15 protein-coding genes are annotated in these 14,869 nt (G+C 55.5%); 4 read left to right on the top strand and 11 right to left on the bottom strand.

What is annotated here, in order from left to right:
* Positions 1–10 precede the first annotated feature (10 nt).
* From ACZ5EH_RS21510 to dnaE, 7 genes are read right to left on the bottom strand one after another with little or no spacing between them, the layout of a single operon-like run.
* On the bottom strand, positions 11–1,129 hold the full coding sequence (locus tag ACZ5EH_RS21510) for a FapA family protein (protein ID WP_464275908.1): 1,119 nt from the start codon (positions 1,127–1,129) through the stop codon (positions 11–13).
* A gap of 30 nt (positions 1,130–1,159) precedes the next feature.
* Positions 1,160–1,495 carry an STAS domain-containing protein gene (locus ACZ5EH_RS21505; RefSeq protein WP_464275907.1) on the bottom strand — a complete coding sequence of 112 codons (336 nt, stop codon included), beginning with the start codon at positions 1,493–1,495 and terminating at the stop codon, positions 1,160–1,162.
* A complete protein-coding gene (locus tag ACZ5EH_RS21500) occupies positions 1,477–1,905 on the bottom strand; it encodes an ATP-binding protein (protein WP_464275906.1) in 429 nt (142 codons plus the stop codon). Before ACZ5EH_RS21500 ends, ACZ5EH_RS21505 begins: the two co-directional genes overlap by 19 nt.
* A complete protein-coding gene (locus tag ACZ5EH_RS21495; protein ID WP_464275905.1) occupies positions 1,898–3,079 on the bottom strand; it encodes a SpoIIE family protein phosphatase in 1,182 nt (393 codons plus the stop codon). Before ACZ5EH_RS21495 ends, ACZ5EH_RS21500 begins: the two co-directional genes overlap by 8 nt.
* An 11-nt stretch (positions 3,080–3,090) precedes the next feature.
* A complete protein-coding gene (gene dtd / locus ACZ5EH_RS21490) occupies positions 3,091–3,570 on the bottom strand; it encodes a D-aminoacyl-tRNA deacylase (protein WP_464275904.1) in 480 nt (159 codons plus the stop codon).
* A complete protein-coding gene (gene queD, locus ACZ5EH_RS21485; RefSeq protein ID WP_464275903.1) occupies positions 3,567–3,998 on the bottom strand; it encodes a 6-carboxytetrahydropterin synthase QueD in 432 nt (143 codons plus the stop codon). The genes dtd and queD overlap by 4 nt, the downstream gene beginning before the upstream one ends.
* Positions 3,988–7,500: a DNA polymerase III subunit alpha gene (dnaE, locus tag ACZ5EH_RS21480; RefSeq protein ID WP_464275902.1), complete on the bottom strand. Its 3,513-nt coding sequence runs from the start codon at positions 7,498–7,500 to the stop codon at positions 3,988–3,990. The genes queD and dnaE overlap by 11 nt, the downstream gene beginning before the upstream one ends.
* 410 nt (positions 7,501–7,910) lie before the next feature.
* Here dnaE and ACZ5EH_RS21475 point away from each other — a divergent pair, with 410 nt between their 5' ends.
* The 4 genes from ACZ5EH_RS21475 to ACZ5EH_RS21460 all read left to right on the top strand — a co-directional run bounded on the left by ACZ5EH_RS21475 (position 7,911) and on the right by ACZ5EH_RS21460 (position 11,017).
* Positions 7,911–8,135 (top strand): FeoA family protein, encoded by a 225-nt coding sequence (locus ACZ5EH_RS21475; RefSeq protein WP_464278342.1) that lies wholly within the window; start codon positions 7,911–7,913, stop codon positions 8,133–8,135.
* 2 nt (positions 8,136–8,137) lie between these two features.
* The gene (gene feoB, locus ACZ5EH_RS21470; RefSeq protein ID WP_464275901.1) at positions 8,138–10,291 is read left to right on the top strand and encodes a ferrous iron transport protein B; all 2,154 of its coding nucleotides are present in this window, start codon (positions 8,138–8,140) and stop codon (positions 10,289–10,291) included.
* 10 nt (positions 10,292–10,301) lie between these two features.
* Positions 10,302–10,433 carry a hypothetical protein gene (locus ACZ5EH_RS21465; protein WP_464275900.1) on the top strand — a complete coding sequence of 44 codons (132 nt, stop codon included), beginning with the start codon at positions 10,302–10,304 and terminating at the stop codon, positions 10,431–10,433.
* 164 nt (positions 10,434–10,597) lie between these two features.
* Complete coding sequence (locus ACZ5EH_RS21460) at positions 10,598–11,017, top strand: GIY-YIG nuclease family protein (RefSeq protein WP_464275899.1); 420 nt, start codon at positions 10,598–10,600, stop codon at positions 11,015–11,017.
* 59 nt (positions 11,018–11,076) lie between these two features.
* Here the strand turns inward: ACZ5EH_RS21460 and ACZ5EH_RS21455 are convergent, their stop codons facing one another.
* The 4 genes from ACZ5EH_RS21455 to ACZ5EH_RS21440 form a co-directional block, all read right to left on the bottom strand.
* Positions 11,077–12,621, bottom strand: coding sequence for a GNAT family N-acetyltransferase (locus ACZ5EH_RS21455; protein WP_464275898.1), 1,545 nt, complete (start codon positions 12,619–12,621; stop codon positions 11,077–11,079).
* Between the two features lie 138 nt (positions 12,622–12,759).
* Complete coding sequence (locus ACZ5EH_RS21450) at positions 12,760–13,443, bottom strand: HAD family hydrolase (RefSeq protein WP_464275897.1); 684 nt, start codon at positions 13,441–13,443, stop codon at positions 12,760–12,762.
* A 130-nt stretch (positions 13,444–13,573) separates the two neighbouring features.
* Positions 13,574–14,131 carry an amidohydrolase family protein gene (locus tag ACZ5EH_RS21445; RefSeq protein ID WP_464275896.1) on the bottom strand — a complete coding sequence of 186 codons (558 nt, stop codon included), beginning with the start codon at positions 14,129–14,131 and terminating at the stop codon, positions 13,574–13,576.
* A complete protein-coding gene (locus tag ACZ5EH_RS21440; RefSeq protein ID WP_464275895.1) occupies positions 14,104–14,775 on the bottom strand; it encodes an amidohydrolase family protein in 672 nt (223 codons plus the stop codon). Before ACZ5EH_RS21440 ends, ACZ5EH_RS21445 begins: the two co-directional genes overlap by 28 nt.
* Between the last annotated feature and the right edge of the window lie 94 nt (positions 14,776–14,869).

Genomic DNA, 14,869 nt, shown 5'->3' with positions numbered 1-14,869 from the left:
TGCCAGCAGTTTATTTTGAGGTCATGGCAGGCGAACTCACCTTGATTTCACCGTCAGCCAGGGTAAAACGCACATTTTCCATACTTTCACGCACAGCCATTGTCGCTTCCCCGATTCTGAGCACGACGCCCGAGTGAACAGTCCCGGGCACGACAATGCCACATTTGTTCGAGGTATCGCGCTCTTTTATCAGGTCCCAGATACGGATTTTTTGCCCTAACAATGCCTGCATTTTCTTTTCCAGAGCAATTATTTTAGGGCGCAACTCAAATTCTTTGGCGGCAAATTTCGCGGCCTGCCCCTTCATGTCTTCGAGGGTGTCTTCCAAGTCCTCGATTTGTTCGTCAATGAGTTCTGATTTGCGCAGCAGAAAGGGGTCATACCCCATGACAATCTCTGTTGAGGTGGCGCTGCCTCCCCCAAGCTGTTCCTGCACATAGACCACACTGCGACAGTAGGCTGCTCCCCCGATGAGTTTGCCTTTAATGGCGAGTTGTTTGCCAACGTATAGCACGCTGTGCATGCACACGCCATTTATGAGAATGTTTTCCTTGGCCAGAAGAGTGGCGTTTTCACAGAAAGGCAGGCGAATGCTCTTGCCTGCATTTATGACAGCCTGACGCTCTCCTTTGACTCCGGATTCTACTGCCAGGGATTCCTGGGCTGTGACTTCGGCGCCCCCAATATGTCCTTTGATAAGAACGTTGCGCGCCTGTATGGAGAAGCCCGAACGAACACTGCGGTTGACCACGAGATCGCCGACAAAGAGAATGTTTCCGGTATGGAAATTGACGTCACCATGTACCGTGAGCACCTTTTTTACGGCTATGAGCTCCTGGTCGTAGGTGGCGTAACCATTGGCCGTGGCGATGAGCTGTCTGGGATTCGCAGGATTAGGCTCCGTGTTCCGCCCCACTGGCAGTGTCTCTTCCTCCATGATGAACCGGCTGTCAAGTTCTTCCGTGGGAGTGTCATCTATTGTCACAACTTCGGCAAGTACCTGCCCAATTACGACATTTTGGACAAAGCCCAAGTCGTAATGATCCACGCTGCCATCTTCGAGCTCTTTGGGCTTGAGGCGTGTGTGGTCGTGGTCAGGGTCAAAGAAGTGCCGCAGGTAGAAGGGCATCGTATCAGCCTCGCAAACGTTGGCGTGTGGTTACAGCGCCAGCAGCTCGTCTTCGTCTTCAATCATTTTGAAAAACGTAGAAAGCTGCACAAGAGCCAGAGTCTTTCTCACCTGCTCACTTGGGCGGTAAAGATACATCTTTTTGTCCAGCCCCATGATTTTGGTGTTCATGGCGACCAGAAATCCTATCCCGGAGCTATCCATGAAGCTGATATCAGCGAGGTCCACGACCAGGTTGTCGAAATCGCCCTGCTTGATGGTGACTTCCATTTGGCTTTTCAGCTGGTTGGTGACTTCAAGCGTAATCTCGCCACTGAAGCTGACCAGGAGCAGATTGTCCCTGTGTTCTATTTTGAATGCTTCCATGATTCTTCCTTTATGGTTTTCTTCAAACGTATTGTGCTTTTACCTTGTATACATGTGATATCGAACTCGTCTGCAAGTTCGGACATGATAAAGAGCCCTCTCCCGCCTTCGGCGTGTGGCTCTGCGTTACGAATTTCTGCAGGTTGTATGGGAAAACCGACTCCCCAATCTGAGACGCGCAGTTCAATGAATTCTTTGGGGGCGATGACGACTGTGATTTCAATATCGCCAAGAGCACTTCCTTTGTAGGCATGGCGCACCACATTAGCGCATGCCTCGGAGAGGGCCAGATCGAAATTGAATACCTGATCACGGTCGTCGATGGCGTCGGCGATGAGTTTTATTGCCGCTTTTGCGAGCTTGCGACTGGCAATGGGCGTTGCAATGGTGCGCAGCACGTATTCAATCATTGTCCCGCTCCACATGCACCCAAAGCGCCGTAAGGTCGTCTTTGAAGCGGGGCATGGTCTTGGTCAGAAAGGAAAGCTCTTCCATGAGATTTTCAAGGAAATTCCCTTGCTTGTGAAAGGATTTCTCAGCCAGTTCGCAAAAGCGCTCCAGTTCCAGGGGCTTGCCGGGGGTTGGCTGCCATTCGTAAAACCCATCCGTAAAAAGAAACAGTTCGCAGCCTGAAGAAAAGGATTGCTCCATGACCTTGAAGTCCAGATCAAAAAAACCGAGCAACGCTATGTAGGGCGGTAAATATTGCACCCCGCCAGCAGCGTTTTTAAGCAGGGCAGGGGTGTGCCCGCAGTTGCAATAGCGCAGGGTCTTGTTTTCCAGGTCGATGTCGCCCGCAAAACAGGTAACAAAGTCGTCCTCTTTGCCGATGATCTGGTTCAGGTGGCTGTTCACCAGTTGCAGCGTGGCGCCGAGTTCAAGGTAATGCGTTGTTGTGGTGCGAAACAAGGTGCGCACGATGGCCATGAGAAACGCCGCCCTGGCTCCGTGACCGGAGACATCGGCAATGACGACCCGGATGACATTTTCTGAAACCAGAAAGTAGTCGAAATAGTCGCCACTGGCCTGGCCGGATGGGCGATACAGGCTTTCCAGCCGGACCCCGGCAAAATAGGGGCTCATCTGCGGCAGCAGCTTGCCCTGCAACCGCGCCACAAGATTCAACTCGCTTTTGATCTGCTCCATGGAGCTGCGCAACTGATGCGTGAGGCGCACCTGACGCTCGGCAACGCCAATGCGGGCAAGCAACTCGGTGCGATCAAAGGGCTTGTAGAGAAAATCGTTGGCGCCAAGGTCCAGAGCGCGCAGTTTGTATTCCTGGGACTCTTCGGCCGTCAGCATGATGATGAATGTGTCCCTATCGGCAATGGCCTTGCGGATATGCTCCACCACACGAAACCCGTCCATGTCCGGCATCACTATGTCAAGGAGCATGACGTCAGGTTTGAAGCTGCCGTACTTTTCAATGCCCTCAAGCCCATTGACGGCGGTTTCAACCACGTAGTTTTTGGCCAGGATCCACTCCAGGGTCTGGCGCATACTCATGGAATCGTCCACCACGAGAACTTTGATCTCGCCGGCCTGATCCGGCTCTCCGCTTGCGTGCTGCTGCCAGTGCTGCATAGGCAACGCCCTTACCCTTGAAGACTGTCGCTCGAGAGCCAGATGGTAACTGGACCCCAGTTAGTGAGGGAGACGTCCATATCCGCGGCGAACCGGCCGGACTGGACCTTGCCAGGCCACATTGCTGCAGCGTCTTGCACAAAGCGGTCATACAATATGTGCGCCACGTCAGGGGGAGCCGCCTTGGTAAAGGAAGGCCTGCGCCCTTTGCGGCAGTCGGCGTAGAGTGTGAACTGCGAGACAAGAAGCATTTGGGCCCCCGTGGCGGCATGTTCGGTTACGCATCTGTTCAACTTCCCCGAGGCATCAGGGAAGATACGAAGTTCGAACATTTTTTTCAACATGGTCTTCCAAATTTTACTGTCTGGCAGATCCGCGTCATCTTCTTGCCCGAACCCGACGAAGACAAGAAGACCGGCGTTTATGGCGCCGACCTTTTCTTCGTCCACGTGGACAGCAGCTTGTTTCACCCTTTGCAGCAGCAGCCTCATGAAGGGCAGCTCCCTGCAGCAGGGAGTTCAAAATAGGTGGCGCTTTGTCCGTCCTTTTCGCTGACCGTGACCTCTACAAGGGCGACTCCATGGTGCTGCATGGTCGGCGCCAACCGCGTGAATATGTGGCGCGAAAGATTTTCCGACGAGGGGTTGATCTTGTCGAAAGGGGGGGTCTCGTTCAGGTGTGCGTGGTCCAGGTCGGCAATGGCTTCGGCCAGAGCCTTTTTGATAATTGAAAAATCGAGCAGCATTTCGGTATCTTGTTCGAGGGTTGCACCCTCGACTATGGCTTCGACGCCAAAATTATGCCCGTGCATGGATTCGCATTTACCTTGGTAATGACGCAGGGCGTGCGCCGCGGAAAAGTCTTTGCGTACCTTGAGACGCCAGCGACCTTGTGCCGTGGTCTTGTGTTCAACTGCCATTGGCGCGCCTCCGTGTGCTGGTCCAGTTTTGCCAGGCGCTATCGAATTCGGGGCTGGGCATGATGCACCAGGCAGGGCCGAGTTCCAGCCTGCCCCAAATATGTTGCATGATCAGTTCCAAGTGCACGGGCGATTTGCCCTTGTGCTCCGTGAGAATGCCCTTGAGTTCATCGAGTCCGCCATCTTCCAGACTATAGGCGGGAAGTGTGAGCCGTACGGGCCGGCCTTCCTCTTCGCGCAACCCCTCCAGGGGCACTGCGCTTTCACCGCGGAGTTTTACCTGCCGGCCTTCTTCTTCGGTGTCGCGTTCGTCCACCATAATGCTGGCTTCGACCATGAGCGGAACCTCGCTATCGAGAAGTTCCTTCATCTCCTGGTAGGCCTTGGAAAATACCAGCATCTCAGCGCGCCCGGTAAGGTCCTCCACCTGGTAGATGGCCCATTTCTCGCCACGCTTATTATACTTCTCACTCTTATCGGTGATAAGCAGCGCCAACTTGAGTTCATGCCGGTCAGGATATTCGTGAATTTCGTCCAGATTACGCAACCCGAGGCGGCGGCATTTTTCTTTGAAGGGCAACAGCGGGTTCGACGTCAGGAAGAAACCAAGGGCGTCCTTTTCAAAACGCGATTTTATGGCGGGTTCGTATTCCGGAATTTTTTGCTCTTCACAAGGAAAACCTATGCCCGGCAAGGCCTTGGGTTCTTCTCCCATGAAGGAAAACATGGAGACCATCCCGGATTCTTTTTCCTTGGCAGCCTTTTGCGCCCGCGTCACGACCTGCTCCAGGGCGGCGAGCATACCGGCACGGGTGCAAAGGGGGGTGTGGGGATCATCCGGATTTTCGCTAAAGCAGTCCATGGCGCCGCTTTTGACCAGGTTTTCCACCACGCGCTTGGTCACCTTGCGCAGGTTCACGCGCTGGCAGAAATCAAACATGCTCTTAAAGGGGCCATCGGCCTCGCGCTGGGCCACAATGTCCTTAATGGCTTCGTTGCCCACGTTCTTGACGCCGCTCAAACCGAAAATAATTTTGCCATCCCGCACGGTGAACTGCCACATGCTTTCGTTCACGCTGGGGGGCAGCACCTCGATGCCCATGTCCTTGCACGAAAAGATGTACTTGAGCACCTTGTCCTGGTTGTTGACTTCCGAGGACAGCAGGGCGGCCATGAATTCCGTAGGGTAGTGCGTCTTCAGGTATGCTGTGTAGTAGGAAATAAGCGCGTAGGCTGCGCTGTGGGACTTGTTGAAGCCGTATTCCGCAAACTTTTCCATAAGGTCGAATATCTCGTTGGCCTTTTCCTTCGAGATATCGTTTTCCTTGGCTCCCTCAACAAAGCGGACACGCTGCTCGGCCATGGCTTCGGCGTTTTTCTTACCCATGGCGCGGCGCAGCAGGTCGGCGCCGCCAAGGGTGTAGTTGGCCACAAGCTGCGCAATACGCATGACCTGTTCCTGGTAGACGATAACCCCGTACGTTTCTTCCAGGGTTTCCTGCAATAGCGGCAAGGGGTACTCAACCGGAATGAGCCCCTGTTTGCGCTGGATGAACTGGTCCACCATGCCCGAGCCCAATGGGCCTGGGCGGTACAGGGCCAGCATGGCGATGACATCGTCAAAACAGGAAGGCTTGAGCTGACGCAGATAGCGCCGCATGCCTGCGCTTTCCACCTGGAACACGCCGTCCGTATCGCCCTTGGAATAAAGGGCGTAGGTCTCTTCCGTGCCCGGTCCGTCCAGGGGCAGGGTATTCAGGTCGGGGGCGGTCTTGCCTTCCTGTAAGTTGATGATGTCCAGGGTGTCCTGCACCAGGGTCATGGTCCGCAGACCCAAAAAGTCGAACTTGATCAGGCCGACCTTTTCCACCATCTTCATGTCGAACTGGGTCACGACTTCGTCGTTTTTACCCCTGTACAGCGGCAGGTAATAATCCAGCGGCTTGTCACCTATGACAACACCGGCCGCGTGGGTGGAGGCATGGCGGCACAACCCCTCCAAACGGCGTGAAACTTCGATGAGCCTGGCGATCTTCGGGTCGTTATCAGCAAGGGCGCGAAGGTCAGGCTCCTGGTCCAGCGCCTTGTCGATGGTCATCTTCAGCTCGTCCGGCACCAGCTTGGCAATCTTGTCGGTCTCGCCAAAGCTCAAACCCAGCGCACGGCCCACATCGCGTATCACCGCCTTTGCCTTCATCTTTCCGAAGGTGGTGATCTGCGCAACCGAATCATCACCATACTTGCGGGTCACATATTCAATGACCTCGGTACGGCGGCGCTCGCAAAAGTCCACGTCGATATCAGGCATGGACACGCGTTCAATGTTGAGAAAACGCTCAAACAGCAGGTTGTAGCGGATGGGGTCCAGGTTGGTGATCTTGAGCGCAAACGCCACCAGGGAACCGGCGGCCGATCCACGCCCCGGACCTACGGGAATCTTGTTGTCCTTGGCCCAGTTGATGAAATCCTGGACAATGAGGAAGTACCCTTCGAACCCCATGGTGGCGATGACGTCCAGCTCGCGCTCAAGGCGGTCCCAATAGACTTTCTCCTCCACCTCGTAGGGCATTTTCGCCAGCCGCTCTTGCAGTCCCTCGCGGGATAATTCCACAAACTCGTCGTGCAGCGTCTTGCCTTGCGGCAGTTCGTAAACGGGAAAGTGGTGCGACTTCAGATCCAGCTCGATGTTGCAGCGCTCGGCAATCTCGCAACTGTTGGACAGCGACTGGGGCACATGGGAGAAATCCATCCCCATTTCCTGGGGCGATTTATAATACAGCTCTTTGGTGTCGAAGCGCATGCGCTTTTCATCATCAACACATGAAGCCGTCTGGATGCAAAGCAGAATGTCATGGGCCTCCACATCCTGCTTGGTCAGGTAGTGGCAGTCGTTGGTGGCGACCAGCGGCAGGTTCAGTTCGTCAGCCACCTGGATGAGCATATCGTTGCACTTTACCTGATCGTCCAGTCCGTTGGACTGCAACTCAATATAAAAACGGTCCTTGAAGATGTCCGCATATTGCCGGGTCATGGCTAGGCCGGCATCCATGCCCTGCCTCATGAGCGCCCGGGGAATCTGCCCCGCCAGACAGGCGGAAAGGGCAATGAGCCCTTCGTTGTGTTTTGCAAGGAGCTCCAGGTCCACGCGAGGTTTGTAGAAAAAACCGTGCAGATAGCCGGTGCTCACAAGTTTGAGCAGGTTTTGATAGCCCGTCATGTTCTGGGCCAGCAGCACCAGGTGGAAGCGCTCCCGTGCATATTCGGTAGTGCGGTCGGTGTGTCCCTTGCCGGCGACGTACACCTCGCACCCGATGATGGGTTTTATCTCCTGTTTTTTGGCTTCAACATAAAAATTCAACGCCCCATAAAGGTTGCCGTGGTCCGTGATGGCCGCGGCGGGCATGTTGAATTCCTTGGCCTTGGCGCACAAATCCTTGATGCGGATGGCGCCGTCCAACAGGCTGTACTCAGTGTGGCAATGCAGGTGAACACATTCTGACATGATTGAAAAACTCGTGTGTGCAGCAGATTTCTGGAGGAAAAACAAAACCCCCCGGCGTATTCATTATCTGTAGCAGAAAGGGCCTTGGCGGGCAAAGGGGAAGAGCTGCAAGGAAATCGGGCGCCGCGCAAAAATCGTTGTCCTGTGTGTTGTTTTGGGGATCAAAAAAACTACCGGGGTGGTGGAAAAATGGTTGACTTTGAGAATCGGTTTCAATAAACAAGGGGCCGCCACGAAGATGATAATCATTTTCAAACTTAACCTCAGGAGGCTCCATGTCTTGTCAATGTTCATGCGCACAGAGTTGCGCCTCACATAAAGATAATCACACCACCGCGGACACTGCCAATGATTCCACCACACAATGTGGCGTGACGCCCACCGCATCAGACACAGCCGCTGCGGGCACAATGCGCACCTTGCGCGTCAACCAGAGGGCGGAAATCGTCGCCATCAACGCTGCTGGCGAAACAGGACGCCGTATGCGCGACCTGGGTCTGCGCGCTGGCGCAACATTCTGCGTGGTGGGGCGCGCCCCCTTGGTCGACCCGGTGGCCATCAAGATCAAAGGTTCCATTCTTACTCTGCGTAACAGCGAAGCCGACCACGTCCTCGTGAAGCCCCTGGAGAAATAGTAATGCAAAACGTACGTGTAGCGCTTGCCGGCAACCCAAATTCCGGTAAGACAACCCTTTTCAATCTGCTGACTGGCGCCCGCCAGCGTGTGGGTAACTATCCCGGTGTCACCGTGGAGCGCAAGGAAGGCACGGCGCGCATGGGTGACATCCAACTTGAAGTGCTGGACCTCCCCGGCTGCTATTCCCTGACCGCCTACTCACCTGAGGAGCGCGTTGCCAGAAAGATGCTTGTGGAAGAGCGGCCGAATGTGGTTGTCCAGGTGGCGGACGCCACTACTTTGGAGCGCAGTCTGTACCTTTCGCTGCAGTTCATGGAGCTGGGGCTGCCCATGGTGCTGGCCCTGAATATGATGGATGAGCTGCCCAGAAAGGGCATGACCATAGATACCGCCCGTCTTTCGGAAGCCCTTGGCGTACCTGTGGTGGAGATGGTGGCCAGGGTGGGGCGCGGTAAGACCGAATTGGTGCGCGAGGCCGCATCCCACGCAAGTGATTCGCCTGCCAAACCTCTGGAAATGTCATTTGGTCCCGACCTGGATATGGCGCTGCAGGAAATGTCCGCCGTGGTTGCAGAAAACGGCATTATGAAAGGGCAGGCTCCGGCGCGCTGGGTTGCGCTCAAGCTGCTGGAAGCTGACGAGGAAGTGCAGCGTGTTTGTGCCACCACCAACCCCCGCGCTTGGGAAACGCTGCAGGAGATGGTGGACAAGGTCACGAACCATTGCCAGGCCACGCTCAATTCAACGCCGGAAGTACTGATTGCGGATTATCGCTATGGGTACATTTCTTCGTTGCTCAAAGGCATTGTGCAGCAGGACGCGGATGCAGCCAGAGAAAGCCGTATGGAATTTTCCCAGCGGCTGGACAAGATTCTTACGCATCGCCTGCTTGGCCCTGTCATCATGCTTGGCGTGTTGTATGGCGCCTTTGAGTTGACCTTTGCCGTTGGTGAAATCCCCATGGGCTGGCTGGAGACTCTTTTTGGCGCCATGGGAGGCTTTGTGGAAAGCGCCATGCCTGAAGGCTTGCTGCGTTCCCTGATTCTCGCCGGAGTCATCGACGGTGTGGGTGGAGTGCTTGGCTTTGTGCCACTCATCGCCGTGATGTTTATGGTGATTTCTTTTCTTGAAGACGCGGGCTACATGGCGCGCGTTGCCTACATGCTTGACAGAGTGTTTCGCGCCTTTGGCCTGCACGGTTGCTCGGTCATGCCTTTTCTGGTCTCTGGCGGTCTGCCCGGCGGCTGTGCCGTGCCCGGCGTCATGGCCACCAGAACCTTGCGCAGCCCCAAAGAAAAACTGGCAACCCTGCTGACGGCGCCGTTCATGGTTTGCGGCGCCAAGGTGCCCGTATTTTTGATGCTGGCCGCGGCCTTCTTCCCGGGACACGGCGCCGCCGTCATGTTCTGGACTACTCTGGCTGCCTGGGGTCTGGCGTTACTCATGGCCAGAGCAGTGCGGTCAACCGTTTTGCGCGGTGACTCCACCCCCTTTATTATGGAATTGCCCCCGTATCGCCTGCCCACCTTCCGTGGCGTCATGATTCACACCTGGGAGCGCGCCTGGCAGTATATCAAAAAGGCCGGTACCGTTATTCTGGCCATTTCCGTACTGCTGTGGGCCGCCATGACCTTTCCGGGCCTGCCCGAACAGGACGTGCAGCAGTTTGAGCAAATGCGCGAACAGGCCACGACCCTGCCTGAAGACGCCCAGGCTGAAAGGTTGGAGGAAATCGGCAACCTTGAAAGCCAGGACGCGCTGCGTCACTCCATTGCAGGGCGCATCGGCACCACCCTGGAACCTCTCAGCCAATTGGCCGGTTTTGACTGGCGCACGAACATCGCCCTTGTTGGTGGTGTGGCGGCAAAAGAAGTCATCGTCTCCACCATGGGCACTGCCTACTCCCTGGGTGAAGTAGACCCCGAGGAAGACGAAGGGCTGGTGCAGAAAATCGCCAGTGATCCGGCTTGGAATGTAGGGGCGGCCCTGGCTTGCATGATCTTCGTGCTGCTGTACGCTCCCTGCTTTGTGACCATCGTCACCATGGCCAAGGAATCCACCTGGAAATGGGCGCTTTTTTCCACCACGGTGAACACCGGGCTGGCCTTTGTGCTGGCAGTTGGCGTCTACCAGATATCAAAGCTGGTTCTGTAAGGAGACGGACATGACCATGCAAAGCTCCATCGGATCGTTGACCACCATGCGCACCTTCTGGCGACGGGCAAGTGTGTTTACGCAGGCGGATGCGCGTAAAGCAACACCTGTCCCGGAGAGAGAAGCCAAGCATAATCGTTGATAGACATACTACGGCATTACCTACGCACAACGGGGCCCCTGGCGGGCCCCTTTTTTAGAGACGTTGTATAGGTAATTTTATATGTGGTTGTTGAATTTGCTTTCCGGAAGTTAATTTGAATCTCCTGAAAAATCCTGGAATGAACGGCTTAAAGGAGATCGTATATGGTAAAACAGATTAGTCTTAATGTAGATGGATATTGGAGAGATGTGGATAAGGTAGGGATGCCAAAAGGATCTGGCGTCTACTTTGTCTATTCGTGCGATTACGATGCTTTCAGGAGCACTGTGATTCTTTATGAACTGCTCTATATTGGAGAAGCGAAGGATGTTCAGGACAGAATCCTCAACCATGAAAAATACGAGAAATGGAAAAGGGAGGCCAAGGGAAAGGAGTTGTGCTTCTCGTGTGCAATGGTAGCAAGCACGGACAGGGAAAGGGCGGAAGCTGCGCTGATTTATTATCACAAGCCGCCGGTAAATACGGAATATGTCAATTCCTACCCATTCGCTGACGTAACAATTTCGTTGTCAGGTCAGGACAGCTTGCTGCAAAATTATTTCACTGTGCACACCACAAAATAGCACGTACCTTGCTGCAGGAATGCGGCGTTTCTTTCCCATGAAATCCCCTGGAAGGGGGGCTACTTCCCCCCTTTCCATTTCAGGCTGTAGAGATCCTTACGTCGGCTTTCTGCATTGCGCACGCTGCCCTTGGCGCGGAGCTCCTTGATAAGCTCGATGTCCAGGTCGGTGACCAGGGTGGTTTCAATGCCAGGGGTGGCCTCCGCCGCGATGGCGTCATGGGGGAAGGCAAAATCCGAAGGCGTGAATACGGCGGCCTGAGAGTACTGGATGCCCATGGTCTCCACTTTTGGGATGTTGCCGACGCTGCCGGAGATGGCCACATAACATTCGTTTTCTATGGCGCGGGCCTGGGCGCAGCGCCGCACCCGCAGATAGCCGTTTTTGGTGTCGGTCCAGAAAGGCACCAAAAGAATCTTCATGCCTTTTTCGGCCTGGATTCTGGCCAGTTCCGGAAATTCAATGTCATAGCAGATCAAAATACCTATTTTGCCCACGTCGGTATCAAAGACCTTCAGCTCACTGCCCCCGCTGAGCCCCCAGCTTGAGAGCTCGTCCGGGGTAATATGCAGCTTGTACTGGCTGTCCCAGGTGCCGTCGCGCCGGCAGAGAAAGCACACGTTGTAAAGCTGGCCATCATCTTCGTTCAGTTCGGGAACGCTCCCGGTGACGATGTTGATGTTGTAGGTCAGCGCCATATCCTGCATTTGCTGGCGCATAGGCTCGGTGAAACCTGCCAGTGAGCGCATGGCTTCGGCCGGGCTTTGCTCCTCGAAGCGGTGGATCATGGGGGCGTTGAACAGCTCGGGAAACAGCACGATGTCTGCGCCGTAATCCGAAACCGTATCTACAAAAAATTCAACCTGCTGCATGAAGTCCTCAAAGGTGGGAAAGCGGCGCATCTGCCACTGCACCACACCCATGCGGGCGATGGATTTGACCCCGCCGATGAGTCGCGTGCGTTTTTCATAGTAAATGTTGGCCCACTCCAGGAGCACGGCATACCCCTGGGAATAGTGGTCCTGGGGCCAGTACCCCTTGATGGCGCGTTTGACGCGAAAATCGTTTGACAGTTGGAAGGAAAGCACAGGGTCGTATATTTCCTGGCGCCTGACCCGGTTTATGTATTGTTGCGGGGTGAGCTCGTCTGCGTGGGCTTCGTACCCGGGAATGCGCCCCCCCACGAGTATGCCCTTGAGATTCAGCGATTCGCAGAGTTCCTTGCGCGCGTCGTAGAGGCGGCGCCCCAGCCGCATGCCGCGGTAGTCCGGGTCTACGAACACCTCGATGCCGTAGAGGTAGTCGCCTTCGGAATCGTGGTTGCGCATTTTTCCATCGCCCACCACCTGCAGGTAGGTGTGGTTCTCCCGATAACGGGAGTAGTCGATGACCATGGTCAGGGCCACTGCGGCAATGCGCCCCTTATCTTCAATGCAGAGCTGTCCCTCAGGAAAATGCTTGATCATGGCCGCGAGTTCTTCGCGCTCCCACGGCTTGTCCACCGTGCGATATATGCGGCCGCAAATTTCTCGCACCTGTTCGTAATCTTCGATTTTCAGGGGCCTTAATTGCAGTTTATGCGTCGTCTCTTTTTCTGGTGTCATAATTCTTTTGTTTTGCTGCTACGGGTGAAAGGGCGCAAAGTAACTTGCCGCTGTCAAACCAAAATGCATACCAGACTGCGCAGCAATTGTCACATGCACGGCTGCAAGAGGCGTACAGAGCGTTGTTGCAACCAGAAACTATACGGCGAAACGTACACGCTCCAGGAGTTCCATCGGGTGGGAAATGATGATTTTTGCTCCCGTTTCCAGCAGTTCTTGTTCGTCTCTGAATCCCCACAAACAACCCACAGGCAACATGCCGGCGTTCACTGCTGTGCGCATGTCCACGCTGCTGTCGCCCATAAAGGCGCATTCTGCCGGCTCCACGCCAACGCTACGCGCGGCCTCCATGGGCATGAACGGGTTAGGTTTGGTGGGGGTGCCTTCTACGGGGCCTATGACCGCGGCAAAGGGGTTGTCCGGAAAAAAGCGCTCTGCAAACAGTGTGGCGAATTGCTGCGGCTTGTTGGTGCACACAGCCAGGGGCACTCCCTTATCAAGCAAGCTGGCGATGAGGTCCTGAACACCATCATAGACGACGGCCTTCTTGTCCCAGCGCTGCATGTATTCGGCTTTGAGCTCCTCTACACAGGCAGTGACCAGCGCCGCATCTTTTTGCTTATCCTGCGGCATGGCGCGCAGCATCAACTCGCGCACCCCACTCCCTACAAAATAGCGGAAGGGGTCAACGGGGTGTGTGGGCAGTGCGTGGGCTTCGAGCACTTTGTTGGTCGCGTCGGCAAGGTCCTGCAGGGTGTCCACAAGTGTGCCGTCCATGTCGAATATAACGGCTTTGGCCGTGGGGATATCTCTCTGAGGCATATCTCTTTTCTCCTGGGCGATTGGGTTAATTCAATTGATCGGAGTTGTAGCCTCCGGGAGAAGCCTTGTCGAGGGTGGTGGCGATGGCGGTTCGTGAGGGGCAGCAAGTGGCATGTGTAAGAAATTGCCATCATTTTGCGAGTCTGGAGAAGACAACCTTGCCGCCAAGTATGACCAGTTCAGGCGCGCGCAGCGTATGCAAATCTACCAGGGGGGCGCCATGTACCACCAGAACATCGGCCAGCAGGCCGGGGGCAAGCATGCCTCTGTCTGCAGCGCCGCAGGCCAGGGCAGCCGTGCGGGTGGCGGCTTCCAGCACTTCCTGAGGTGAGAGCCCCGCTTCGTGAAGAAGCTCCATTTCCCGAAGGGGGAAACCGTGCGCCACCCTCAAAAATGGGGCGTCCGTACCCAGGGCGATGCGCCCACCAAGTTGTTTGAATCGATTTACCATATCCAAAACCGGGGCGTTATCCCATGTGCCGCGGGTGAGTGCGTCCAGGGTCGGTACAAGGATGATTCCCTTGTCGACCATGCTTTGAAACAGTGTTTCAAGTTTCTCTCTGGCAGGCATGGGGTGCAGGGGCAGATGTTCCACGGCATCCACGCCCGCTTCCAGGGCAAACTGCAAACCTGTCGGGCTGGAAATATGCGCCCTTACGGTCATGCCCAGGTCATGGGCTGTCGCCACGGCAGCCTTTGCAGGCGCCATTTCCAACATGGGATAGGTTTTTTTTCGTCTCCAGATTCAAAGGCCAGCTTCAGGATACGTGCGCCTTGCCGGTACATGTTATGCACGGCCTGGCGAGCCTGGTCTGGCGTATTGACAGGTATGGCGAGGGATTGGCCGTATCGCCCTGCAGGATAGCCGCCTGGTGCAGTTAAGGCAGGACCGGCGAAAAGGGTACGGGGAAAAGGGCGGCCTCCAGCGTTTTCAGTGGCGAGTAACAACGGGAACGTTGCAACCGGGGCTGCCAGGTCACATAACGTGGTGACTCCCTGTTGGAGGGCGCTTCGGCGTATGTCTTCCAATTGTTGGGAGCCGATTTCATGCGCCATATGGTGCATGTGTGCGTTTACCAGCCCTGGCGTGACGGTGCGCCCCGGCAAATCCAGCACTTCGGCTCCGGGCGGGATGCTATTCTCGCCAGATGGACCGGCAAACAGTATGCGTCCGTCCTCCATGCAGAGCAGGGCGTTATGCACTATTTCGCCGGCTTTTCCTGGGGCGAGCGGTAGCAGCCGTATCCCCTGCAGACAGAGCGGCGCTGCAAATACCGTGGTGACGCAAAGCAGCAGCAATGAGCATAACACGGCGCACACGGCTGATTTCATGTGTTTTTGCTGTGAATGCCTTGTTTTCATCGAAACCGCCACGCCAGGCAGAAGCCGTAGAGATGCCCTGCACGTTTACCGTCAGGAGTAATGC

Source organism: Desulfovibrio biadhensis (assembly GCF_055388615.1).
Note: the sequence above shows the minus strand (reverse complement) of the source record. Positions and strands in the feature narration are given on the sequence as shown.